This is a genomic window from Clostridium perfringens, from assembly GCF_016027375.1.
Taxonomy (GTDB): domain Bacteria; phylum Bacillota; class Clostridia; order Clostridiales; family Clostridiaceae; genus Sarcina; species Sarcina perfringens.
The window spans coordinates 868,138-889,175 of record NZ_CP065681.1 but is presented as its reverse complement, the minus strand read 5'-3'; the positions used below and the strand labels follow the sequence as shown (position 1 = coordinate 889,175).

Here is a 21,038-nt window from a genome sequence, read left to right as displayed (position 1 = left end):
CCTCCATAACACTTTCTCCTGTTATAAATTTTTAGAGTCATAATATAGGATTTTTATAATGGTTATTTAATAATCATTATAATTATTCCTATTTTTTTAATGAATCTTTTTTCTTTAATTCAGTATTAGCGAAAGGTTTGTTATTTTATTTGACTTTCGTAAGCTTCTACCATTCTTTTTACCATTTCGCCGCCTACGGAACCACATTGTCTTGAACTTAGGTCTCCATTGTAATCTGAGAATGGTACACCTAATTCTCTAGCTACCTCATTTTTGAATTTACTTAATCCATTTTTTGCTTCTGGAACTAATGATTTTGACATTTCTAATTCCTCCTTTGGCTTTGGTAATTTGTAAGCTTGAAATTTGTTTATCTCTTGCTTACACTATTATATTAACCATAATTCAGATTATAAACCTATGAAATAGAAGGATTATTAACCATGTTATTCCAGAAAAAATCTATTTTTTATTTTTCTTTTTTAATATTACACCTGCACCTAATAATAACATACCTATTTGTGACATAGCTTCTGCACCTATAGGAGATCCTGTGTTAGGAAGTTTATTTTCTTTTTTAGAAACTTCCTCAATGTTATTTTGTTCATTATTTTTTTCATTCACTTCTTTAGATTTACTATCTTCTTTAACTAAAGTATTATCTTCATTTGAATTATTTTCTTTATTATTTTTTTGTTTTTCTATGTTTTCCTCTACTTTAGGCACATCTTTTTTACTTTCTTCATTAACTCCTTGATCCTTATTATTATTTTTATTATTAATAGAATCTAAGTTAAGATTTTCCTCATTTTCTTTAGATGTATTATTATCTAAAGGTAAATCTTTTTCATTTATTGATGCTATATTAGTATATTTTCCGTCTTCTGATGTAGGTATTTTTAATTCTCCTGAATTAACTAAATCTCTAACCTTTTTATAGTTTTCTGAATTTGGATCTATTCCTAATAGACACCAATTATTTTGTTTTTTTGCATTTATAAGGCCATTTTTAACATTTTTAATATAATCTATAGCTAAATTTCTTATTGTTCCTTCTTCTTCTCCATAAGCTGTCTTAGAATCCCAAAGTTTTTTAAATTCTTTTCCTTCAAAGATTCCTCCTTTTCCTTGCAATTGTCCAAGTCTATATGAATTCATTCCTAGTTTTAAAACATCTGTATCCTTAAGTTCTCTTCCATCTTTATACTTAACATCTTTAATCCTATTACCTTCTTTTTCTCGTAAATCAATTTTGTAAGTTATTCCTCCAAACATATCATTAGTACTATACTTTGACGCTCTTCTTTTAGGATTAAAACTTGGAGTAATATCTCCTGGATTTAATGTATTAAAATAGCCAGCTGCCCATTCCATATATTTTTTTAAGTCTTTTCCAGTTACTTCATAAACGCTTATTTCTCCACCAGTATATCTATAGTTATAAGCTATATCTTTCTTCTTTATATCACCTACATTTAACTTAGCCTTATCATTATCTATAGATAAAGCTATTACATCTGCTTTACTATAATATTTTCCTACTTCATGAAAGAAATCAATTAATGGAGTATCTTCTATATGTATAGTAGGTATTCCTTTTATGTAATCTTCATCTACCATGTTAACCCCTTCAAGTCTTCCAATAACTGAGTTAGCATCCTTACGCAATTCTTCATGGAAAGGTTTTAATAGATTTTCTATTTCTTTATCTGATTCTACATTAGCTACTGAAATAGTATCTGCATTTTTATTTTTAAGTACATTTTTTCCATTTTCTTTTTTAAATGTTAAATCTATTTTTGATACAGCCTGTCCATATTTTCCTGGTTCAGTTATAATAACTCCATTTACAACCTCATTTTTAACTAACTTATGCATATGTCCTCCTACAATTGCTGTAAGCTCTGGACATTGATTGGCAATATCTGTAACACCTGTATTGGAAATAGCATTTTCATTATCTAATCCCATATGCATAACTCCAATCATGGCATCAACTTTTCCATCTAATTCTTTTATAATCTTTTTTGTTTCTTTAACTGGATCTCTAAATTCAATTCCTTTTATATTATATGGTTTTTCAAACTCTTTTATCATTGGAGTATCCATACCTATAATACCTATCTTTATACCATCTCTTTCTATAACAGTATATCCATCCATAAATCTTGTTCCATCATCATTATAGATATTACCAGCTAATACCTTTCCTTCAAATTGACTTGTTACATGTTTAAGCACATCTAATCCAAAATTAAATTCATGGTTTCCCATTTCCCAAACATCATATTTCATCTTATTCATACCTAAAACCATAGGTTGGTGAGGTCCTTTATTGAAAGTTTCAACAAAGTTATCTTGAATTGAATCACCTGCATCTACAAGAATTAAATTTGGATTTTCATTTCTCTCCTTTTTAACAATTGTTGATATTTGTGATAAACTTCCTGATTTATTCTCCGTATCTGATGAATATTCCCAAGGAACAAATCTTCCATGTATATCTGAGGTTCCTAAGATGGTAACCTTAGTTTCATTAGAAATCTCTTCCCCCTTAACAACCTTACCATTAAAAAAACCTAAATTTAATGATAAGAACATCATTGTAGCTACACTTAATGGTTTAATTAGTTTTCTCACTATTTTTCATCCCCCTAAATTTTAAACTTTACCCTTAACATTATACATTGTTCTGAAATTGTTTATAATATTTATATATAATTTACATGTTTTCAGAATATAATCTTTCATTTAAAATTAATCAAAAAAAAATCAGTGAATTAATTCACTGATTTTCTGGCAGGGGCAGTAGGACTTGAACCCACAACCAATGGTTTTGGAGACCACTACTCTACCAATTGAGCCATACCCCTATAATATTATGTTATTTATTGTGTTAATTGGCAGGGGCAGTAGGACTCGAACCCACAACCAATGGTTTTGGAGACCACTACTCTACCAATTGAGCCATACCCCTGAACACAGAATTTATTATATATTAAAAATAAACTTAACGCAAGAGTTTTTTATGTAATTTTTTATTTTTAATAAAAAATCCACATTAATACTCTAATAAAACAATATAATATTGGCTAATAAAAAAATATATTTAGCTAAATTTAAATTAATTATTTCATCATTTCACTCTTATCTTCATCAATTAAAATAAAGCATATATAATATAAATTTAAAAAATCAATATTATATATGCTCTATACTTATATGTTTATAATGGTTTACTATGCTAATTTGAATCCTGACTCTTTTAATTTCTTTTTAATATTTTCAACATCTATACTTTTAACCCTAACTATAACCTCTTTAACATCAGTTAGACTCTTTGTATCTACAATAACTATGCTTAATATATCTCCACCTTCTTCAGATATTGTCTTAGTTATTTTTGATAATTGTCCTGGAACATCATAAGATCTTATTACTATTCTTTCCCCTTTATTAAGTCCAAAAGCATTGTTAAATTCTCTAAAAACTGCCTTATGAGTTAATATTCCTTTGAAATTATCAAATTCATCTACAACAGCCACAAAAGAAATTCTCATTCTTTCTAGCATGGATACTGCCTTTTCTATATGTTCTGATTTATTTATTATAGGAACTTCTGTTTTTAATATTTCACCTACAGTAATATTATTTAATACTTCATCTTTGCTTAAATTATTTTTAAAGTAATATTTATAGATAGAGCTTTTAGCTACTGCCCCTCTAAACTTATCTCCATCTACTACAGGAATTGATAAAAACTTATTATCCTCCATGATTTTTAGTGCATCTTTAAGTTTAGTATTAGAATCAACTAAATCTAGATTTTCTTTCTTTGTCATAATAGCTTTTACTAACATACAAATCCCCCCAATTCCTAAATTTACATACTATACACTATTATTATACTATTATATTATTACATAGTTATCCAATTATATTAAATTTATCAAAGTATTAATTAAAGATACTTTTCCCCTTTTATTGTTAATATTATAATAATTTTATAGGTATATGTTTTATTAAATATTAGGAGAATTTTTAACTATTTAAGAAACATAATAAAACTTTAAATGCTTTATTAAATCTACTCTCTCTTTTCTTTTTCTTTAAATTTGGATAGAATGATTAAAGAGTGTTAATTTGAAAGGAGTTCTTTATGGAATTTATAGTAGATAGTGTAGATAAAACTATGCATATTGGAAGACAACTTGGTTCTCTTGTAAATAAAGGAGATATTCTTTGTTTGACTGGAGACTTAGGAACTGGCAAAACTCATATAAGTAAAGGAATTGCAGAAGGATTAGGAATTGACGAGCATATAACTAGTCCAACTTTTAATATAGTTAATGAATATCATAGCGGAAGATTAACTCTTTATCATTTTGATGTTTATAGAGTTAATGATCCCGATGAAATTGAAGCAATTGGCTTTGATGAATATATCTTTGGTGATGGAGTAAGCTTAATTGAATGGGCTAATTACATAGAAGAACTTATTCCTGAAGAGTATATACATATAAAAATAGAAAAATTACCTGATATGGGTGAAAATTTTAGAAAAATAAGTATTAATGGTTATGGTGATAGATATAACTACATAAAGGAGATAAAAGAATGTTAGTATTAGCTATTGATTCATCTTCTAGCACAGCTACTTGCGCACTTGTTAGTGAAAAAGGAGTTCTAGGAGAAATAAACTTAAATGATAAAAAACAACATTCCGTTTTATTAATGGACTTAATAGATGATTTACTTAAGTATAATAATCTAAAAATTAAAGATTTAGATGGATTTGCTATTAGTGAAGGTCCTGGTTCATTTACTGGACTTAGAATTGGTATGGCAACTGTTAAAGGATTAAGTTTTGGAAGTAAAAAACCTTCTGTTTGCGTTTCTTCCCTTGATGCTTTAGCTTATAATATTTCAGGATTTAATGGAATAATCTGTCCTATTATAGATGCTCTTAGAGGAAATGTATATGCTTCTCTATATAAAAAAGAAGGAGATGAGCTAGTATCTCTTAGTGAAAAAGAATGCATTTCTTTAACTGACTTAATTAAAAAAGTAAAAGAAAAAAATGAGGATGTTATCTTTGTAGGAGATGGAATAAGCAAACACAAGGAAGCTTTAAAAGAAGCTCTTCCTAATGGCTCTTTTGCACCTAGTCATTCATCTTATCCAAGAGCAGCATCAGTTGGAGAATTAGGCTTAAGATTATTAGAGTCAGGAGTTTCTCATGATTTAAATACATATGCTCCTATATACTTAAGAAAATCTCAAGCTGAAAGAGAATATGAAGAAAGAATGAGATTAAAATAATGAATTCATATAAAATAGAACTTATGAATTCTTCCCATGTTAAGGGCGTTTTTGAAGTAAGTAAACTTAGTCTTGCAGAATCTTGGAATATGGATTCTATAGAAAAAGAACTTTCTAATAAACTAGCAAAATATCTTGTTGCTTTACATAGAGACAAGATTATTGGTTTTGTTGGCATGTGGATTGTTTTTCATGAGGGAGATATAACTAACATAGCAGTTCATCCTGAATATAGAAAACAAGGAATTGGAAATCTTTTAATAGATAATCTAATTACTTTATGTAAAGAAAATAATATAAATTCTCTTACATTAGAAGTTAGAGAGTCTAATATTCCTGCTCAATCCCTTTACAAAAAGCATGGATTTAAGGAAGAAGGGATAAGAAAAAACTTCTACAATAATCCAAAAGAAAACGCCATAATAATGTGGAGACATGATATTTAGAATATATTTTTTATTAGTATTTATTTTTATCTAAATCTTTAACACTAATATAAAATAATAGGGACTATATCATTTTGATATAGTCCCTTTCTATTATCCTAAATTTTCTTTCATTTGTTTTGGTTTATCTAGCATAGGTTCAACCTTAAATATTGATACAGAAACCTTTTTATATAAAGCATATGTTATTCCACAAACCAATATAGATTTTATTCCGTTAAATGGAATTAATCCAACTGTTACATATTGCATTAACTCTGCTTTTGACATAGCCATACCGTATGCTGGAAGTAATAAATAAACATTAGCTAATATTCCTACCACTTCTATACATAAAACTCCTAGTACCATTCCTAAAATAGCAGTTTTCTTAGTTTTATTTTTCTTATAAACTAAAGCTGCTGGCCATACTAAAGCCACTCCAACTAAAAAGTTAGCAAGCTCACCTACAAATCCTGTTCCAGTTCCCTTTACTATTAATATTAATAAATTTTTCATAAGTTCTATTATTACCCCTGCTAATGGACCAAAAGCAAAGGCTCCCATAAGTGCAGGCACATCGCTTAAATCAATCTTAAGCCATGGGAATATAGGTATTACTGGAAAGTCAATATACATAAGTATTACTGCAATCGCAGATAAAAGTGATAATTTAATGAATCTGTTTGTGTTTAAGGTTTTTGTTTTCATTTTGTCCCCTCCCAAAAGTTACTTCCTCTGGGGCTATTAAGTCTTTAATGATTTTTTTCAAATAAAAAGCCCTGATACATATACTTATATCAGGGCATATAAATTCAGAATTTAAATCATTAAACACTCATCTTCTTTCATCCAGACTATACTGTCGGCCTCGGAATTTCACCGAATCATGCTAAAAACTAGCTCGCGGGCTTTACCGCCGGTGGGGACTTACACCCCGCCCTGAAGACTTTTTTTATTTCATTTGTTATAATTTTAACTCTTTTTTATATAAATTTCAATATATTAAATATTTTTATCTACTAAAATTTTCACTTATTTTAATTAATTTTCTAACTTAACCTTCTTTTTTCATTGATAATGAAATTCTCTTTCTTTTTAAATCAACATCTAATATTCTAACTTCTACAACATCTCCAACCTTAACTATATCAAGTGGATGTTTAACAAAGCTATCTGCCATTTGGCTCTTATGAACTAATCCATCTTGGTGAACTCCAATATCTACAAAAGCACCAAAATCAGATACATTTCTAACTGTCCCCATTAAAATCATACCTGGTTTTAAATCTTTCATTTCTATTACGCCAGACTTAAATATTGGTTTAGGTAATTCCTCTCTTGGATCTCTTCCAGGCTTTTTAATTTCCTTTATAATATCATTAAGTGTTGGTTCTCCAACTTCTAATTCTTTTGCTAAGTTAGAAATTCCTTTTGCTTTTACTCTCTCATCTATATCTACTAATTTGCCATTTTTTAAATCTTCTTCTGTATATCCTAAAGTTTTTATAAGTTCCTTAGCTACTTTATATGACTCTGGATGAACTGAAGTATTATCTAAAGCTTCTTTGCTTTCCATAACTCTTAAGAATCCTGCACATTGTTCATAAGCTTTTTGTCCTAATCTTTTAACTTTTAAAAGCTCTTTTCTACTTTTAAACTTACCATTTTCTTCTCTATAATCAACAATATTTTTAGCTATTGAAGCATTTATCCCTGAAATATAACTTAATAATGATGGAGTTGCTATATTTAAATCTACTCCTACATTATTAACACAATCCTCAACTATCCCTGCTAAGGATTCATCAAGTTTTTTCTGAGTTACATCATGTTGATATTGTCCTACTCCTATAGCCTTAGGATCTATTTTAACAAGCTCAGCTAATGGATCTTGAAGTCTTCTTCCTATAGAAATTGCTCCTCTTACAGTTACATCTAAGTCTGGATATTCCTTATTTGCAAGTTCTGATGCTGAATAAACAGAAGCACCTGCCTCAGAAACTATAACATAAAATAATTCTTTTCCTGTTTCCTCTTTTATTTCCTTAAGCATCTTTGCAATTACTTCTTCTGATTCTCTTGAAGCTGTTCCATTTCCTAAAGAAATAACTTGAACTCCATGTTTTTTAATAAGTTTTTTAAGTGTACTTATTGTTTCATCAATTCTATTTTGAGGGGCTGTTGGATAAACTGTTGTATTCTCAACAAATTTTCCTGTTTCATCTAAGATTGCTACCTTACATCCAGTTCTAAATCCAGGGTCAAATCCCATTACAACTTTTCCCTTAATAGGAGCTTGCATTAAGAGAGCTTTTAAATTAGCCTTAAATATATCAATTGCTCCCTCTTCTCCCTTAGAGGTTAATTCACTTCTTATTTCCCTTTCTATTGAAGGATATATAAGTCTTTTAAAGGAGTCCTTTATACTTTCTTCTAAATACTTATCAGTAATTTTATTTCCCTTTAAAACTTTTTTATTTAAATAATCTATAATTATATCATCATTACAAGTTACTTTAACAGAAAGAATTTTTTCCTTTTCTCCTCTATTTATAGCTAATATTCTATGAGATGGAATTGTTCTAACAGGCTCCTTATAATCATAATACATTTCATAAGGTGTTTGTTCTTCACTGCTTCCCTTTACCTGAATTATTCCATCCTTTTGAACAAAATTTCTAATCCATTTTCTATAATCAGCATTATCAGATATTATTTCACTTATAATATCCATAGCCCCTTGAAGAGCTTCCTCTTCATTTTTAACACCTTTTTCTTCATTAATATATTTATTAGCCTCTTCTACTATATCACCATTAAACTCTCCTGATAGAATAAGCTCTGCTAATGGCTTTAATCCTTTTTCAACAGCCATAGTAGCTCTTGTTCTCTTTTTAGCTTTAAAAGGTCTATATATATCTTCAACCTCAGTAAGGGTAGTAGCTTTCTCAATTTTTAGTTTTAATTCTGGAGTTAATTTTTCTTGCTCCTCTATTATTCTTAAAACATCTTCTTTTCTACTTTCTAAATTTCTTAAATATGTTAATCTCTCATTAAATTTTCTTAGAACCTCATCTGTTAATCCACCAGTTCTTTCTTTTCTATATCTAGCTATGAAAGGTACTGTATTTCCTTCATCTAACATTTCTATAACGCTTGTTACCTGTTTTAATGAAATACCAAGTTCCTTTGATAAAATATGATTTATATTGTCCATAATGTCCTCCTATGTTTTATCTATTAATTTAATATTAATAGTAATTTTTTGAATAAACATAATTTAAATCTCATACTTTTAATTATAACCTAATTATTTATGGAGGATAATATGAAAAAATTATATATAGCCACAATAAATATACTTCTTTGTACATTTATTTTGCTTATACAACTCTCTCTAGTTTATAAAAATAGGCTTGATCCCTTTGAAAGAGAAGGTGTTTTAAAGAATATAGAATACTTAACCTCTGATGAATTAGAAGGAAGACTTTGCGGAAATGAAGGTAATTACTTAGCTCAAGAATTCATTGAAAATTCTTTTATTAAATCAAACATAAAAAAACTTAATTCTAGTTATCTTCAAGATTTCAATGTAAAAGCCCCTATTTTAGTTGAAGGAGAGCCTTATTTAAAAGTTTACGATAAAAATAATAAGTTAGTATCTTCATATAAATATGGAGTAGATTTTAAAGAAGCCTTTATAAACTTTAGGGTAAATCATATAACTTTTGATAATACAAATGAATTTAAAGTTCTTCCTACAATAATGAAAGGAACTTCTTCATCTAATAACAGTGTTGTATTTCTCTCCTCTCCAGTAGATTCTTTTAATTTTAGAAGCTCTTTTATTGAGGATACCCCTTGTGACTTATATGTGGTAGTAGCTCCAAATCTTATAAAAGAACTAGAGACATATTTAAATAAAGATTACAAAATAGACTGTTTTATCCCTTATGAGGTTAAAGAGAAAGTTGTTAACAATGTTACTGGAATTATAAAAGGTAAAAATCCATTTTTACCCCCTTTAGTCTTAACAGCTCATTTTGATCATATGGGAAAAGGACTTTCTGGTGAAATTTATAGAGGTGCTTTAGATAATGCTTCTGGTGCTTCATTTTTATTAGAATTAAGCTCTTTTCTAGCCTCACTTCCTCAACCATCAAGAGATATAATAATAGTCTCTCTAAATGCGGAGGAATTTGGATTGCTAGGTTCTAAAAATTTTGCTAAGGAAAATAAAGAATTATTAAAAGATGCTACAGTTATTAACTTTGATATGATTGGAAGTGACAAAGATATTCCCCTTACATTTATGGCAGGAGAAGATACTTGCTTCCACAGTGATTTACTAGATAGGCTTTGTGAAATTTGTAATGAAAAGAACATAACTAATATTATAGAAAATAAAGATTCCTCTGACCACGCAAGCTTTATTAAAGAAGGTTTTGATGCAATAACAATAAATGATGGTGATGTAACAAGAATTCACACACCAGAAGATAAAATTGAATATATAAGTCCTACAGCCATAGATAGAAGTTTCTCTGTGGTGTGGAGCGAGATATTTGACTCAGCTTACTCATCCTCTGGATTATTCTTATTAGACTCAAAAGTTCTTATATTGCTAATATTATCAGCTTTACTTTGTTTAATATTAAAGTTAAGGAGTTAAATTATATAACTAAAAAATATAAAATTAAAAAGTGATTATACAAAAAAACAGTAGATAATTTTGTTTTTTACACAAAACTATCTACTGTACCTTTAAATAGAAATTAGCATTTAAGCCCTTATATGGAAAAGTTAACCTAAAAAACTAAATACCAGACTAGCTGCTTAATAGTTTTTAATATATTTTCAAAGTGCTTACTTAAAATTCTTAATTCAAATTCATTAATTCTCATAATCTATTTATAAGTTTTTTATATAGTCACCTTTTTATGAATTTAAATAGGCAATTATAAAATTATCTATATCTCCATCCATTACTCCGTTAACATTAGATGTCTCAACATTAGTTCTATGATCCTTAACCATTGAATATGGATGGAAAACATAACTTCTTATCTGACTTCCCCATCCCATATCTTTTAATTCACCTGTTAAATCCTCTATTTTCTCCTTATGAGCTCTCTCTTTAAGTTCTATAAGTTTAGACTTTAACATTCCCATGGCAGTATCTCTATTAGAAAACTGGCTTCTCTCATTTTGGCATTGAACTACTATTCCAGTTGGAATATGAGTAATTCTTACTGCTGACTCAGTTTTATTTACATGCTGACCCCCAGCGCCACCTGCTCTATAAGTGTCTATTCTTAAATCTACTGGATTTATTTCTATATCTTGATCTGATGTTAACTCTGGTAAAACTTCTACTGAAGCAAAGGAAGTTTGTCTTTTACCATTAGCATTAAAAGGTGATATTCTAACTAATCTGTGAATACCCTTTTCAGCCTTTAAATATCCATAAGCAAACTCACCTTTAACTTTTAACGTAACACTTTTAACTCCTGCTTCATCTCCAGGTAAATAATCAATAGTTTCTAAAGAATATCCCTTCTTTTCACACCATCTTGTGTACATTCTAAGAAGCATTTCTGTCCAATCATTAGCATCGCTTCCACCAACACCTGTATGGAGTGTTAATATGGCATCATTTCTATCATATTCACCAGAAAGAATTGTCTCTATTTTTAATGTATCTATCTCTTTACTTAAAGCCTTAACTTCGCTTATTATTTCCTGTGCTGTTTCTTCATCATTTTCTTCCATAAGCTCTTTTAATACTTCTACATCATCTATTCTTTCATTTAAATTTTTAAACTTATCAATTTTATCTTTTACTCTTTTTGCTTCTTGGGTTACTTCTTGGGCCTTTTGGACATCATCCCAAAATCCCGCCTCTTGCATCTTAAGCTCTAATTCTGCACTCTTCTTCTCTAAAGATGCTAAGTCAAAGTGAAGCCCCCATTTCCTTTAAATTATTTTTTAGTTCATGTAACTTTGATAATTGATTTTCAAGTTCCATAATCATAAAAACTTCACCCCTAGCTTTAATTATTTTGATATTATAAAGTATATCATTTTATAGCTATTTAAAACAATAACATCATATTCAGCAAAAAATTTAAATATAATCTTAAAGGTCATAAAAATATTTAAAAAAAAATTGTATATCAGTATAATTACAAGTCATTCCAATATTATATGTACAATTCATAGCATAGCATTTTATCTGTTAATAAAATTATGCAAAAAAGCCTCTGCAAATAATGCAAAGGCTTTTAATTATATTAAACTACTTCTCTTCCACAACATGATTTATATTTTTTTCCACTTCCACATGGACATAAATCATTTCTACCTACTTTAGGCTCTTTTTTAACTGGTTTTTTCTTTACTTCTTGAGAGTCTCCACCATGACTTGCTCCTGTTTCCTTAGCAACTCTTTCTCTTTGTGGTTTTTCAGCTTCAACTTTTACATGGAATAAGTATCTTACTGTGTCTATTTTGATGTTATTTATCATTTCATCAAACATAGCACTACCTTCCATTTGGTAAGCTTGAGTTGGATCTTGTTGTTTGTAAGCTCTTAATCCAATACCTTGTTTTAAGTGATCCATATCATCTATGTGATCCATCCACTTAGTATCAACAACTCTTAAGATTATAACTCTTTCAATTTCTCTCATTTGCTCTGAGCCAACGAACTCTTCTTTTTCCTTGTAGATTTCCCTAGCACATTCAATGAATTTTCTAGTAATTTCTTCATTTGAAGAAGTTTTTAATTCTTCTACAGTGAATTTACCATGTGGTAACATTATATCTTCTAAGTATTTTATTAAATCTCCAAGTTCTTTTTCAAAATCATCTTCATCAATATTTCCTAAGTGAGCTTGAACAGCACTAGTTACAACATCTTCAATCATAGCTTGAACGCTGTCTTCTAAGTTTTCACCCTCTAAAACTTGTGATCTTTGCTTATAGATAACTTCTCTTTGTTTATTCATAACATCATCGTATCCTAATAATGTTTTTCTTATATCAAAGTTGTTACCTTCTACTTTCTTTTGAGCATTTTCTATTGATTTAGTAACCATTTTACTTTCAATAGCCTCTGTTTCTTCTAGTCCTAATCTATCAACAACGGCTTGAAGTTTTTCTGATCCAAATATTCTCATTAAATCATCTTCTAAAGAGATATAGAATCTTGAATGACCTTTATCTCCTTGACGACCAGAACGTCCTCTAAGCTGGTTATCTATTCTTCTTGATTCATGTCTTTCAGTACCTATGATTTTTAAACCACCAACTTCTAAAACACCTTCTCCAAGTTTAATATCAGTACCTCTACCAGCCATGTTAGTTGCAATTGTTATGTTACCTAACTCACCTGCATGAGATACAATTTCAGCTTCTTGCTCATGATATCTAGCATTTAAAACCTTATGTGGAACACCTTTTTTCTTTAATAAAGATGAAAGATATTCTGATTTTTCTATACTAGTTGTACCAACTAAAACTGGTTGACCTGTCTTATGAGTTTCTATTATTTCTTCCACTATGGCATCATATTTTCCTTTAGCAGTTTTAAATACTAAATCTGAGTGGTCTTCCCTTTGAACTGGTCTATGAGTTGGAATAACAACAACGTCTAGTCCATATATTTCTCTAAACTCAGTTTCCTCAGTAAGAGCAGTACCTGTCATACCTGCTAATTTAGTGTACATTCTGAAATAGTTTTGGAATGTTATAGTTGCTAAAGTCTTAGATTCTCTTTGAACTTTAACACCTTCCTTAGCTTCAATAGCTTGGTGAAGACCATCTGAATATCTTCTACCTTCCATAAGTCTTCCTGTAAATTCATCGACTATAGCTATTTCATCATCTTTAACCATGTAATCTTTATCTCTCTTCATTACATAGTTAGCTTTTAATGCTTGAGTAATATGGTGTTGTAATTCCATGTTATTAGCATCTGCGTAGTTTTCTATTCCAAAAGCTTTTTCTGCCTCTGCAACCCCTTTATCAGTAAGCATTGCAGCATGTGCTTTTTCGTCTATTGTATAATCTTCTTCTTCTCTTAATTTCTTAACAAAGAAATCAGCTATCTTATAAAGATCTGTTGATTTACTTCCTGCACCTGAAATTATAAGAGGAGTTCTTGCCTCATCTATAAGAATTGAGTCAACCTCATCCACTATACAGTAATGTAATGGTCTTTGAACTCTTTCTTCTTTGTAAATAACCATGTTATCTCTTAAATAATCGAATCCAAACTCATTATTTGTTCCATAAGTTATATCTGCATTATATGCTTCTCTTCTTTGATCATTAGTTAATCCATGAACTATAACTCCAGTAGTTAATCCTAAGAATTCATATAATTGACCCATCCACTCTTTATCTCTTGTTGCAAGATAATCATTAACTGTAATTACATGAACACCTTTGCCAGCTATAGCATTTAAATAAACAGGTAAAGTAGCAACTAATGTTTTACCTTCACCAGTTTTCATTTCTGCTATTCTTCCTTGGTGTAAAACTGTACCCCCAATTAATTGCTCTCTATAGTGTTTCATTCCTAAAACTCTTGTTGATGCTTCTCTACAAACAGCAAAAGCTTCTGGAAGCATGTCATCTAAGCTTTCTCCTTTAGCATATCTATCCTTAAATTCAAATGTTTTTTGCTTTAATTCTTCATCAGATAGTTTTTCCATTTCAGGCCCAAGCGAATCTATTTTGTCTACAATAGGTGTTATTCTTTTAACTTCTCTATCGCTATAACTTCCAAATATTTTATCAAATAATCCCATTATAATATCCCTCAATTCTACTTTCTTATATGCTTAATATTCTAATAATTATCTCATTATAACACATATATACATTATTCTAAATTTTCAAAAAAAATTATTTAAAATAATTCTCATTAGATTATACCATTTATAGTAACCTATTTTCAATAAATGTAATAATTTAGATAAAACTTTTACATAAAAATAAAAAGATGTAGGTAAAAACCTACATCTTTTTTTATATTTATTCTATTATTCTTCGCCTAATCCTGGTTCAATTAAACCATAATTACCATCTTTTCTTTTATAAACTACATTTAGTTGATTTGTCTCTGGATCTTGGAATACAAAGAAGTCATGTCCTATAAGCTCCATTTGTAAAACGGCTTCTTCAGCTCCCATTGGCTTAACATCAAATCTTTTAGTTTTTACTATTTTTGCTTCTTTTTCTTCTTTCATATCCTCTATTGGATCTATATGAGCAAATCTTAATGAATCATATCTATTTTTCTTTGATAATCTAGTTTTTTGTTTTCTTATTTGTCTTTCGATTTTTTCTTCAACTAAGTCTATTGACTTATACATATCGTCTGTAGATTCTTCACCTCTTAATAATATTCCATTAAAAGGAATCATAACTTCTATGATTTGTTTATTTTTCTCTACGCTTAAAGTGGCCTTTGCTTCAACTCCTGGTTCAAAATACTTGCTTAACTTGGATATTTTCTTTTCTACACAATCCTTTAAAGCATTTGTTAACTCTATATTCTTAGCATGTACTGTTACTTTCATATCGTCAGCCCCTTTCAAAAAAACAAGTAACCTTAAACAATGTAAAGGTTTAAATATTATACTATAATTGTACTCTGTTAAAGGATTTTATACAAGTTTTAATTATTTTAATTAACTTAATTTTTTATAATATAGATCTTAATTGTCTAATTAAATCTTCTCTTTACTTAATTTATTTATAACAGATGTAACTTGACAAAAAATAAAAAAGGACCATGAAAATCATAGTCCCTTTTTATAGCTAGTTGACCTGGTCTTTGACCCCACACTCGCCTACTGGAGCTTTCGCTACCCGGAGTTAACCTCTCACTACTAACCCTCTCAGCCTTTATTGGCTGGTAGGTCTTACTTCTAAGCCGCACCATGCTCATTAAAACTTTGTTTAACTTACGTGGATCGTTTCGCCTGCGACTGGCATCGACTTTCAACCACAAACCTAGCTACATTACTATTATATATTACTTTTAGCAATAGTCAATAAAAAAATTTTAATATCTTTAATTTTTTTTAGTTCTCTTACACAGGCCTTTAATGTGGAACCTGTAGTCATTACATCATCTAAAAGTATAATACTTTTTCCTTCTAAATTCTTATATCTTTTAAGCTTAAAAGCATTTTTCACATTTTTTTCTCTTTCTTCCTTAGATAATGACTTTTGTTCTTTCACCTTATTTCTCTTTTTTAAAGTTTCTATGGATTTAATCCCTAGTCGCTTTCCTAATTCTTTTGATAAATATTCACATTGGTTAAATTCCTTCTTTTTAAGGGAATCCTTTGCTACGGGAACATATGTTATAAAATCAACATCTAAATTTGATTCTTTTATTTTTTCTTCTAGTAACATAACTAATATTTCACCAGCATGAAAATCTCCTTTATATTTAAGTCTTAATATTAAATCCTTAACTATAAAAGAATAATAAGAACAGATTAACATTTCACATTCTTCAATAATAAGAGTTTCATTTGCCTTTTGTATTTCCCCTTTGCATTTATCACAAATTATTTTTTCTCCATCTTTATTGCATACATAACACTTTTCTTCTGTTGGATAAATAGCTTCTAAAAAACATTTAAATAAATAATCTACCTTATCTCTGACTCTCTCCATAAAGTTTTATTAAAGCCTCTTGCTAACCTCCTAGCAGTTTCTATGTTATCTCCCTCTTCATTACTTAATAATATTACTTCTCTTCCAGTGCATTTATCTTTGCATAAAGCTCCACAGGCAAATATTATTTTTTTGTAATCAACAATATCTTTTTCAAAAGAATAAATCACCATATCGCACTCTGGAATAGAATCAAAATATTCATGTAATGAATCTGTTATAAAAATAATCCCTTCTTTTTTAAATCTACTTTCATTTACTATATTTAAAAAGGAATTCTTTTTATCTTCTTTTACTATTTTAACCTTATTTTCTAAATTTAAATCCTCAGTATAATATTCATAAATTTTATTTAAGTTAAATTTATTTGGAACATATACAACCAAGATTCTCTTTTCTCTTATAAACCATTCAATATAATCATATAAGGTATAAGGCATTGAAGTTTCTAAATTAACTCTAGTTGTTATTAGTCTTGGCTCTAAGAAATGTGTTTTTCTTTGATTATTTAATATTTCTATGTGCTTTATATTATTAAATACCTTATCTACTGAACATATTACTATTTTCTTAGATAGGCGTTTTAAGTACATTAAATCCTCATTGCATTCAATACTACTCTTATTTGAATATAAACTTACATCATCATATATTATTAAATCAAAATTCTTTTTTATATTAAAAATATTATTAAAATTTACAAAATCAAAATTCATAGAATTTAATTGCTCATTCTTACAAACTTTTCTACTCTTACCTACATACAAAACTTTTTCATTATTTATTAAACAATCACTAATTAAACTTTCAATAAAGTTCAACTTTTGATAAGGCTCACATATTAAATTTATAAACCTATCATTGCTTTTTACATACCATTTCTTTAATATATGACTATATCTATTCTCAACCCTTAAATTATTGCCATATAAGCTCACTTCTAAATCCCCCTAATTTAATCTTGTTCAAAAACCTCATTAGATATTACTTCTTTTATTCTCCAATTTAAAGAGGAATAACGTTCCATACTCCTTGTATTATCAACCATATATTTTAATGCTTTAGGTATTCCAACTACTACAACCATTTCTTTTGCCCTAGTTATTCCCGTATACAATAAATTTCTATTCATAAGTAATGGTGCACCCATATATGCAGGTATTATTACTACTGGAAATTCACTTCCTTGACTTTTATGTATTGTAATTGCATAAGCTAAATCTAACTCATCTAAATACATAAAATCATAAATAACTCTTCTTTCATCATCAAAGATTATAGATAGTTTTTTCCCTTCTAAATCTATATTTTCTATAAATCCCATATCTCCATTAAATACACCCAAGCCTTCATGCTCACCTTTTCCAGCTATTCTGGTCCATTTTAGAGAGTAGTTATTCTTTATCTGCATAACCTTATCTCCCTCTCTAAATACCATACTTCTAAATTCTTTTTCTTTTTTATATGGAGCCTTTGGGTTTAAGACATTTTGAATTCTTTCATTTAAATTGGTAACTCCTAATACACCCTTTTTCATAGGAACTAAAACCTGTATACTTTTTAATTTATCCCAATTTGAGTTAAACTTAGGCAACCTAGTATTTATTAAATCTATAATAGTATTTAATATTCCCTCTTGAATATCATTTCTTATGAAAAAGAAATCAGTACCTTTTTCATTTAATTTAGGCATCTCACCTTTATTTATTTTATGTGCATTTACTACAATCATACTCTCTTTTCCTTGTCTAAATATTTCCTTTAGACGTACAACCTTTGTAAATCCACTCTCTATAAAATCATTTAATACATTTCCAGCTCCTACTGATGGAAGCTGATCAACATCTCCTACTATTATAAGCCTAGTACCTACCTTAATAGATTTAAGTAAAGCATTCATTAAAGTTATATCAATCATTGATGCCTCATCTATTATAACCACATCAGCCTCTAAGGAATGTTCCTCTGCATTGGTTACAAAAACACTTTCTTCTTTTTCAAAGACTCCCATATCAAGCATTCTATGTATTGTGGTAGCCTCTTTTCCTGTAGACTCACTCATTCTTTTAGCCGCTCTTCCAGTAGGTGCTCCCAAAAGAACCTTTAATCCACAAGTTTCAAAAATTTCAATTATACACTTTATTATAGTGGTCTTTCCTGTTCCTGGTCCCCCTGTTATTATCTCTATTCCATTTTGAAAAGCACTTATTATAGCGTCTTTCTGTGATTCTGCAAAAGTTATATTATTTTTCTTTTCAAATTGAAGTATTAAGTGATCTACATCTACACTTATATCCTGGAAATTGCTTATAGCTAAAGTTAAAATCCTATTAGTTATTCCAAGCTCACAATAATAATTAGGTATTGTGAAAACACCTTCTTTATCATTAACTTTCTCTAACTTTATTTTTCTATCTAAAGCTGCATTTTTAATATTTTCTTCTATTATATCTCCACTTACAGTTAATACATTACTTGCTTCCTTTATAAGTTCATCCTTTGGCATAAAAGTATGCCCATTAGCACAAAATTCATTTATTACATATCTTATACCACTTTGAATTCTAAAAGGTGAATCAATTTCTATTCCTAAACTTCTAGCAATCTTATCAGAAGTCTTAAATCCTATTCCTGAAATTTCATCACAAAGTATATATGGATTATTTTTAACTGTATCAACTGAACTAGCCCCATATTTTTTATAAATCTTCAAACATTGATTTACACTTAATCCATGGGTTTGCAAAAATATAGTTATATTTTTTAATTCTCTTTGCTCTCTATAAGACTCAATTATGGTTTCTAACTTCTTTTTACCTATTCCTTCTATTTCTTTTAATCTCTCAATATTATTATCTAAAATATTAAGAGTATCTTCTCCAAATTTATTTACAATTTTTTTTGCCGTAACAGGTCCTATCCCCTGTATTATCCCAGAAGATAAATATTTTTCTATTCCATCCTTTGAAGTAGGTAATATCTCTTCACATTCTTCTACCTTAAATTGTTTTCCAAACTGGGAATGGTTAACCCAACTTCCTGTAATTTTTAAATTTTGACCTTCTTTTACATGTGGTAAAACTCCCACTGCTGTATGAATAATATTATTTTCTCTAAATTTTATAACTGTATACCCTGTATCTGAGCTTTTAAATACTATACTCTCAACTATTCCATTTAATGCTTCCATATTACCTCCTAAAAGGTTTCTCTTGAATTGTTATTACTATTAATTATATCACAATTATTAAATTTAAATCATAGTGCTTATTTTGTTGACTTACACAAATTAAAATTTTAAGATTATTATGAGGAAGGTGATTCGTATGTTAATAAAAAACTGTAATATAGTATATTTAGATAAGATTGAAAAAGGAAATATACTTATAGAAAACGGAAAGATAAAGGCTATAAATCCTAAAGAAGAATGTGATTGTGAAGTAATTGATGGAGAAGGCTTATTCCTATCTCCAGGATTTATAGATGTTCATATACACGGTGCTGGTGGTCACGATACTATGGATGGTACTTATGAAGCTATAAATGAAATATCAAAGGTTATAGTTAAACATGGTACTACTTCATTTTTACCAACAACAATGACTGTAGCTGCTGAAGACGTATGCAAATCAATGGAAGCTATTCATAAAGCAAAAACTGAAGGAACAGATGGAGCTAATGTTTTAGGTGCTCACTTAGAAGGACCATTTATAAGCCCAAGTGCAATAGGTGCTCAAAATCCTGATTTCTTAATCCCTCCAACAAAAGAAAACTTCTATAAATTAGTTGGAGAACATGAAGATGATGTTGTTTCAATAACTCTTGCTCCTGAAGTAGAAGGCGCTAAAGAACTTACTAAATTCTTAAGTGAAAAAGGTATAGTTGTTTCAATGGGACATACTAAAGCTACTTATAAAGAAGCTATGGAAGGAATAAAGTGTGGATGCTCTCATGCCACTCATTTATTCAATGCAATGACTCCATTTACTCATAGAGAACCTGGAGTTGTAGGTGCTGTTTTTGATAGTGAAATAACTACTGAAACAATCTCAGATGGTATTCACATAGCATATCCAAGTTTAAGAGTTGCCTATAAACAAAAAGGAACAGATAAGGTTTTATTAATAACTGATGCTATGATGGCTTGCTGTATGCCTGATGGAATGTATTCATTAGGAGGACAAGATGTTGAAGTTAAAAATGGAGCTGCAAGATTATTAAGTGGTTCTTTAGCAGGATCAATTTTAACTTTAGATGTGGCAGTTAAAAATATATTTAAAAACACTAATTATCCACTTAATGAAGTTATAAAAATGGCTACTTATAATGGAGCTAAACACTGTAAAGTTGATGATAAAAAAGGATTAATTAAAGAAGGCTATGATGCTGACTTAATTCTTTTTGATGATAATATAGATATAAAATATGTAATAGTTAATGGAAAATTAGTTCATAAAGCTTAATATAAAAAAAGTACTTTGATTTTTCAAAGTGCTTTTTTATTTTATCTTAATTTTAAAATTACTAGTTCATCTTAAAATAATAAATTTATAGAAAAATAAAAAGCTTAGGATATAAAATCCTAAG

The 21,038-nt window shown here is 28.8% G+C and carries 17 protein-coding genes, 2 tRNA genes and 1 riboswitch; of the genes, 5 read left to right on the top strand and 14 right to left on the bottom strand.

What is annotated here, in order from left to right:
* Positions 1–140 precede the first annotated feature (140 nt).
* The 5 genes from I6G60_RS04540 to I6G60_RS04520 form a co-directional block, all read right to left on the bottom strand.
* Positions 141–323 carry an alpha/beta-type small acid-soluble spore protein gene (locus I6G60_RS04540; RefSeq protein ID WP_003452440.1) on the bottom strand — a complete coding sequence of 61 codons (183 nt, stop codon included), beginning with the start codon at positions 321–323 and terminating at the stop codon, positions 141–143.
* 139 nt (positions 324–462) lie between these two features.
* Positions 463–2,640 carry a 5'-nucleotidase C-terminal domain-containing protein gene (locus I6G60_RS04535; RefSeq protein WP_195237672.1) on the bottom strand — a complete coding sequence of 726 codons (2,178 nt, stop codon included), beginning with the start codon at positions 2,638–2,640 and terminating at the stop codon, positions 463–465.
* A gap of 157 nt (positions 2,641–2,797) precedes the next feature.
* Positions 2,798–2,873, bottom strand: a tRNA-Trp gene (locus I6G60_RS04530).
* Positions 2,874–2,901: 28 nt separating this feature from the next.
* Positions 2,902–2,977 (bottom strand) — tRNA-Trp (locus tag I6G60_RS04525).
* A gap of 262 nt (positions 2,978–3,239) precedes the next feature.
* Positions 3,240–3,860, bottom strand: coding sequence for a CBS domain-containing protein (locus I6G60_RS04520; RefSeq protein WP_003468201.1), 621 nt, complete (start codon positions 3,858–3,860; stop codon positions 3,240–3,242).
* Positions 3,861–4,159: 299 nt separating this feature from the next.
* On the opposite strand from I6G60_RS04520, the gene tsaE reads away from it, so the two are divergent.
* The 3 genes from tsaE to rimI are packed head-to-tail and all read left to right on the top strand — an operon-like array spanning position 4,160 to position 5,768.
* Positions 4,160–4,624, top strand: a complete 465-nt coding sequence (gene tsaE / locus I6G60_RS04515; RefSeq protein ID WP_003452458.1) for a tRNA (adenosine(37)-N6)-threonylcarbamoyltransferase complex ATPase subunit type 1 TsaE — start codon at positions 4,160–4,162, stop codon at positions 4,622–4,624.
* Positions 4,618–5,322 (top strand): tRNA (adenosine(37)-N6)-threonylcarbamoyltransferase complex dimerization subunit type 1 TsaB, encoded by a 705-nt coding sequence (gene tsaB, locus I6G60_RS04510; protein WP_197925620.1) that lies wholly within the window; start codon positions 4,618–4,620, stop codon positions 5,320–5,322. The genes tsaE and tsaB overlap by 7 nt, the downstream gene beginning before the upstream one ends.
* On the top strand, positions 5,322–5,768 hold the full coding sequence (gene rimI, locus I6G60_RS04505; protein WP_197925618.1) for a ribosomal protein S18-alanine N-acetyltransferase: 447 nt from the start codon (positions 5,322–5,324) through the stop codon (positions 5,766–5,768). Before tsaB ends, rimI begins: the two co-directional genes overlap by 1 nt.
* Before the next feature lie 93 nt (positions 5,769–5,861).
* Here rimI and I6G60_RS04500 read toward each other — a convergent pair whose 3' ends face one another.
* Positions 5,862–6,458, bottom strand: coding sequence for an ECF transporter S component (locus I6G60_RS04500; protein ID WP_003468145.1), 597 nt, complete (start codon positions 6,456–6,458; stop codon positions 5,862–5,864).
* A gap of 125 nt (positions 6,459–6,583) precedes the next feature.
* Positions 6,584–6,701, bottom strand: a riboswitch (FMN riboswitch).
* Between the two features lie 103 nt (positions 6,702–6,804).
* Positions 6,805–8,967, bottom strand: coding sequence for an RNA-binding transcriptional accessory protein Tex (gene tex, locus I6G60_RS04495; protein ID WP_011591063.1), 2,163 nt, complete (start codon positions 8,965–8,967; stop codon positions 6,805–6,807).
* 111 nt (positions 8,968–9,078) lie between these two features.
* Between tex and I6G60_RS04490 the strand changes: the two genes are divergently transcribed.
* Positions 9,079–10,422, top strand: coding sequence for a M28 family metallopeptidase (locus I6G60_RS04490; protein WP_195390364.1), 1,344 nt, complete (start codon positions 9,079–9,081; stop codon positions 10,420–10,422).
* A 266-nt stretch (positions 10,423–10,688) separates the two neighbouring features.
* Here the strand turns inward: I6G60_RS04490 and prfB are convergent.
* From prfB to recD2, 7 genes are all read right to left on the bottom strand, one after another.
* Positions 10,689–11,784, bottom strand: a protein-coding gene (prfB, locus tag I6G60_RS04485; RefSeq protein ID WP_110083754.1) for a peptide chain release factor 2 whose coding sequence is annotated in 2 segments (ribosomal slippage) — positions 10,689–11,705 and positions 11,707–11,784 — 1,095 coding nt in all. Because the reading frame shifts where the segments join, the coding sequence is not laid out codon by codon here.
* Positions 11,785–11,889: 105 nt separating this feature from the next.
* The gene (locus tag I6G60_RS15460) at positions 11,890–11,970 is read right to left on the bottom strand and encodes a hypothetical protein (protein ID WP_371830503.1); all 81 of its coding nucleotides are present in this window, start codon (positions 11,968–11,970) and stop codon (positions 11,890–11,892) included.
* Between the two features lie 73 nt (positions 11,971–12,043).
* Entirely contained in the window at positions 12,044–14,566 is a 2,523-nt protein-coding gene (gene secA, locus I6G60_RS04480) for a preprotein translocase subunit SecA (protein ID WP_060671026.1), read from the bottom strand.
* 234 nt (positions 14,567–14,800) lie between these two features.
* A complete protein-coding gene (gene hpf / locus I6G60_RS04475) occupies positions 14,801–15,340 on the bottom strand; it encodes a ribosome hibernation-promoting factor, HPF/YfiA family (protein ID WP_003452413.1) in 540 nt (179 codons plus the stop codon).
* A 451-nt stretch (positions 15,341–15,791) separates the two neighbouring features.
* Positions 15,792–16,451, bottom strand: coding sequence for a ComF family protein (locus I6G60_RS04470; protein ID WP_197925616.1), 660 nt, complete (start codon positions 16,449–16,451; stop codon positions 15,792–15,794).
* Positions 16,427–17,389, bottom strand: a complete 963-nt coding sequence (locus tag I6G60_RS04465) for a hypothetical protein (RefSeq protein ID WP_197925615.1) — start codon at positions 17,387–17,389, stop codon at positions 16,427–16,429. The genes I6G60_RS04470 and I6G60_RS04465 overlap by 25 nt, the downstream gene beginning before the upstream one ends.
* Before the next feature lie 17 nt (positions 17,390–17,406).
* The gene (gene recD2, locus I6G60_RS04460) at positions 17,407–19,641 is read right to left on the bottom strand and encodes an SF1B family DNA helicase RecD2 (protein WP_197925613.1); all 2,235 of its coding nucleotides are present in this window, start codon (positions 19,639–19,641) and stop codon (positions 17,407–17,409) included.
* Positions 19,642–19,777: 136 nt separating this feature from the next.
* Here recD2 and nagA point away from each other — a divergent pair, with 136 nt between their 5' ends.
* Positions 19,778–20,914 carry an N-acetylglucosamine-6-phosphate deacetylase gene (gene nagA / locus I6G60_RS04455; RefSeq protein WP_197925611.1) on the top strand — a complete coding sequence of 379 codons (1,137 nt, stop codon included), beginning with the start codon at positions 19,778–19,780 and terminating at the stop codon, positions 20,912–20,914.
* Positions 20,915–21,038: the final 124 nt, after the last annotated feature.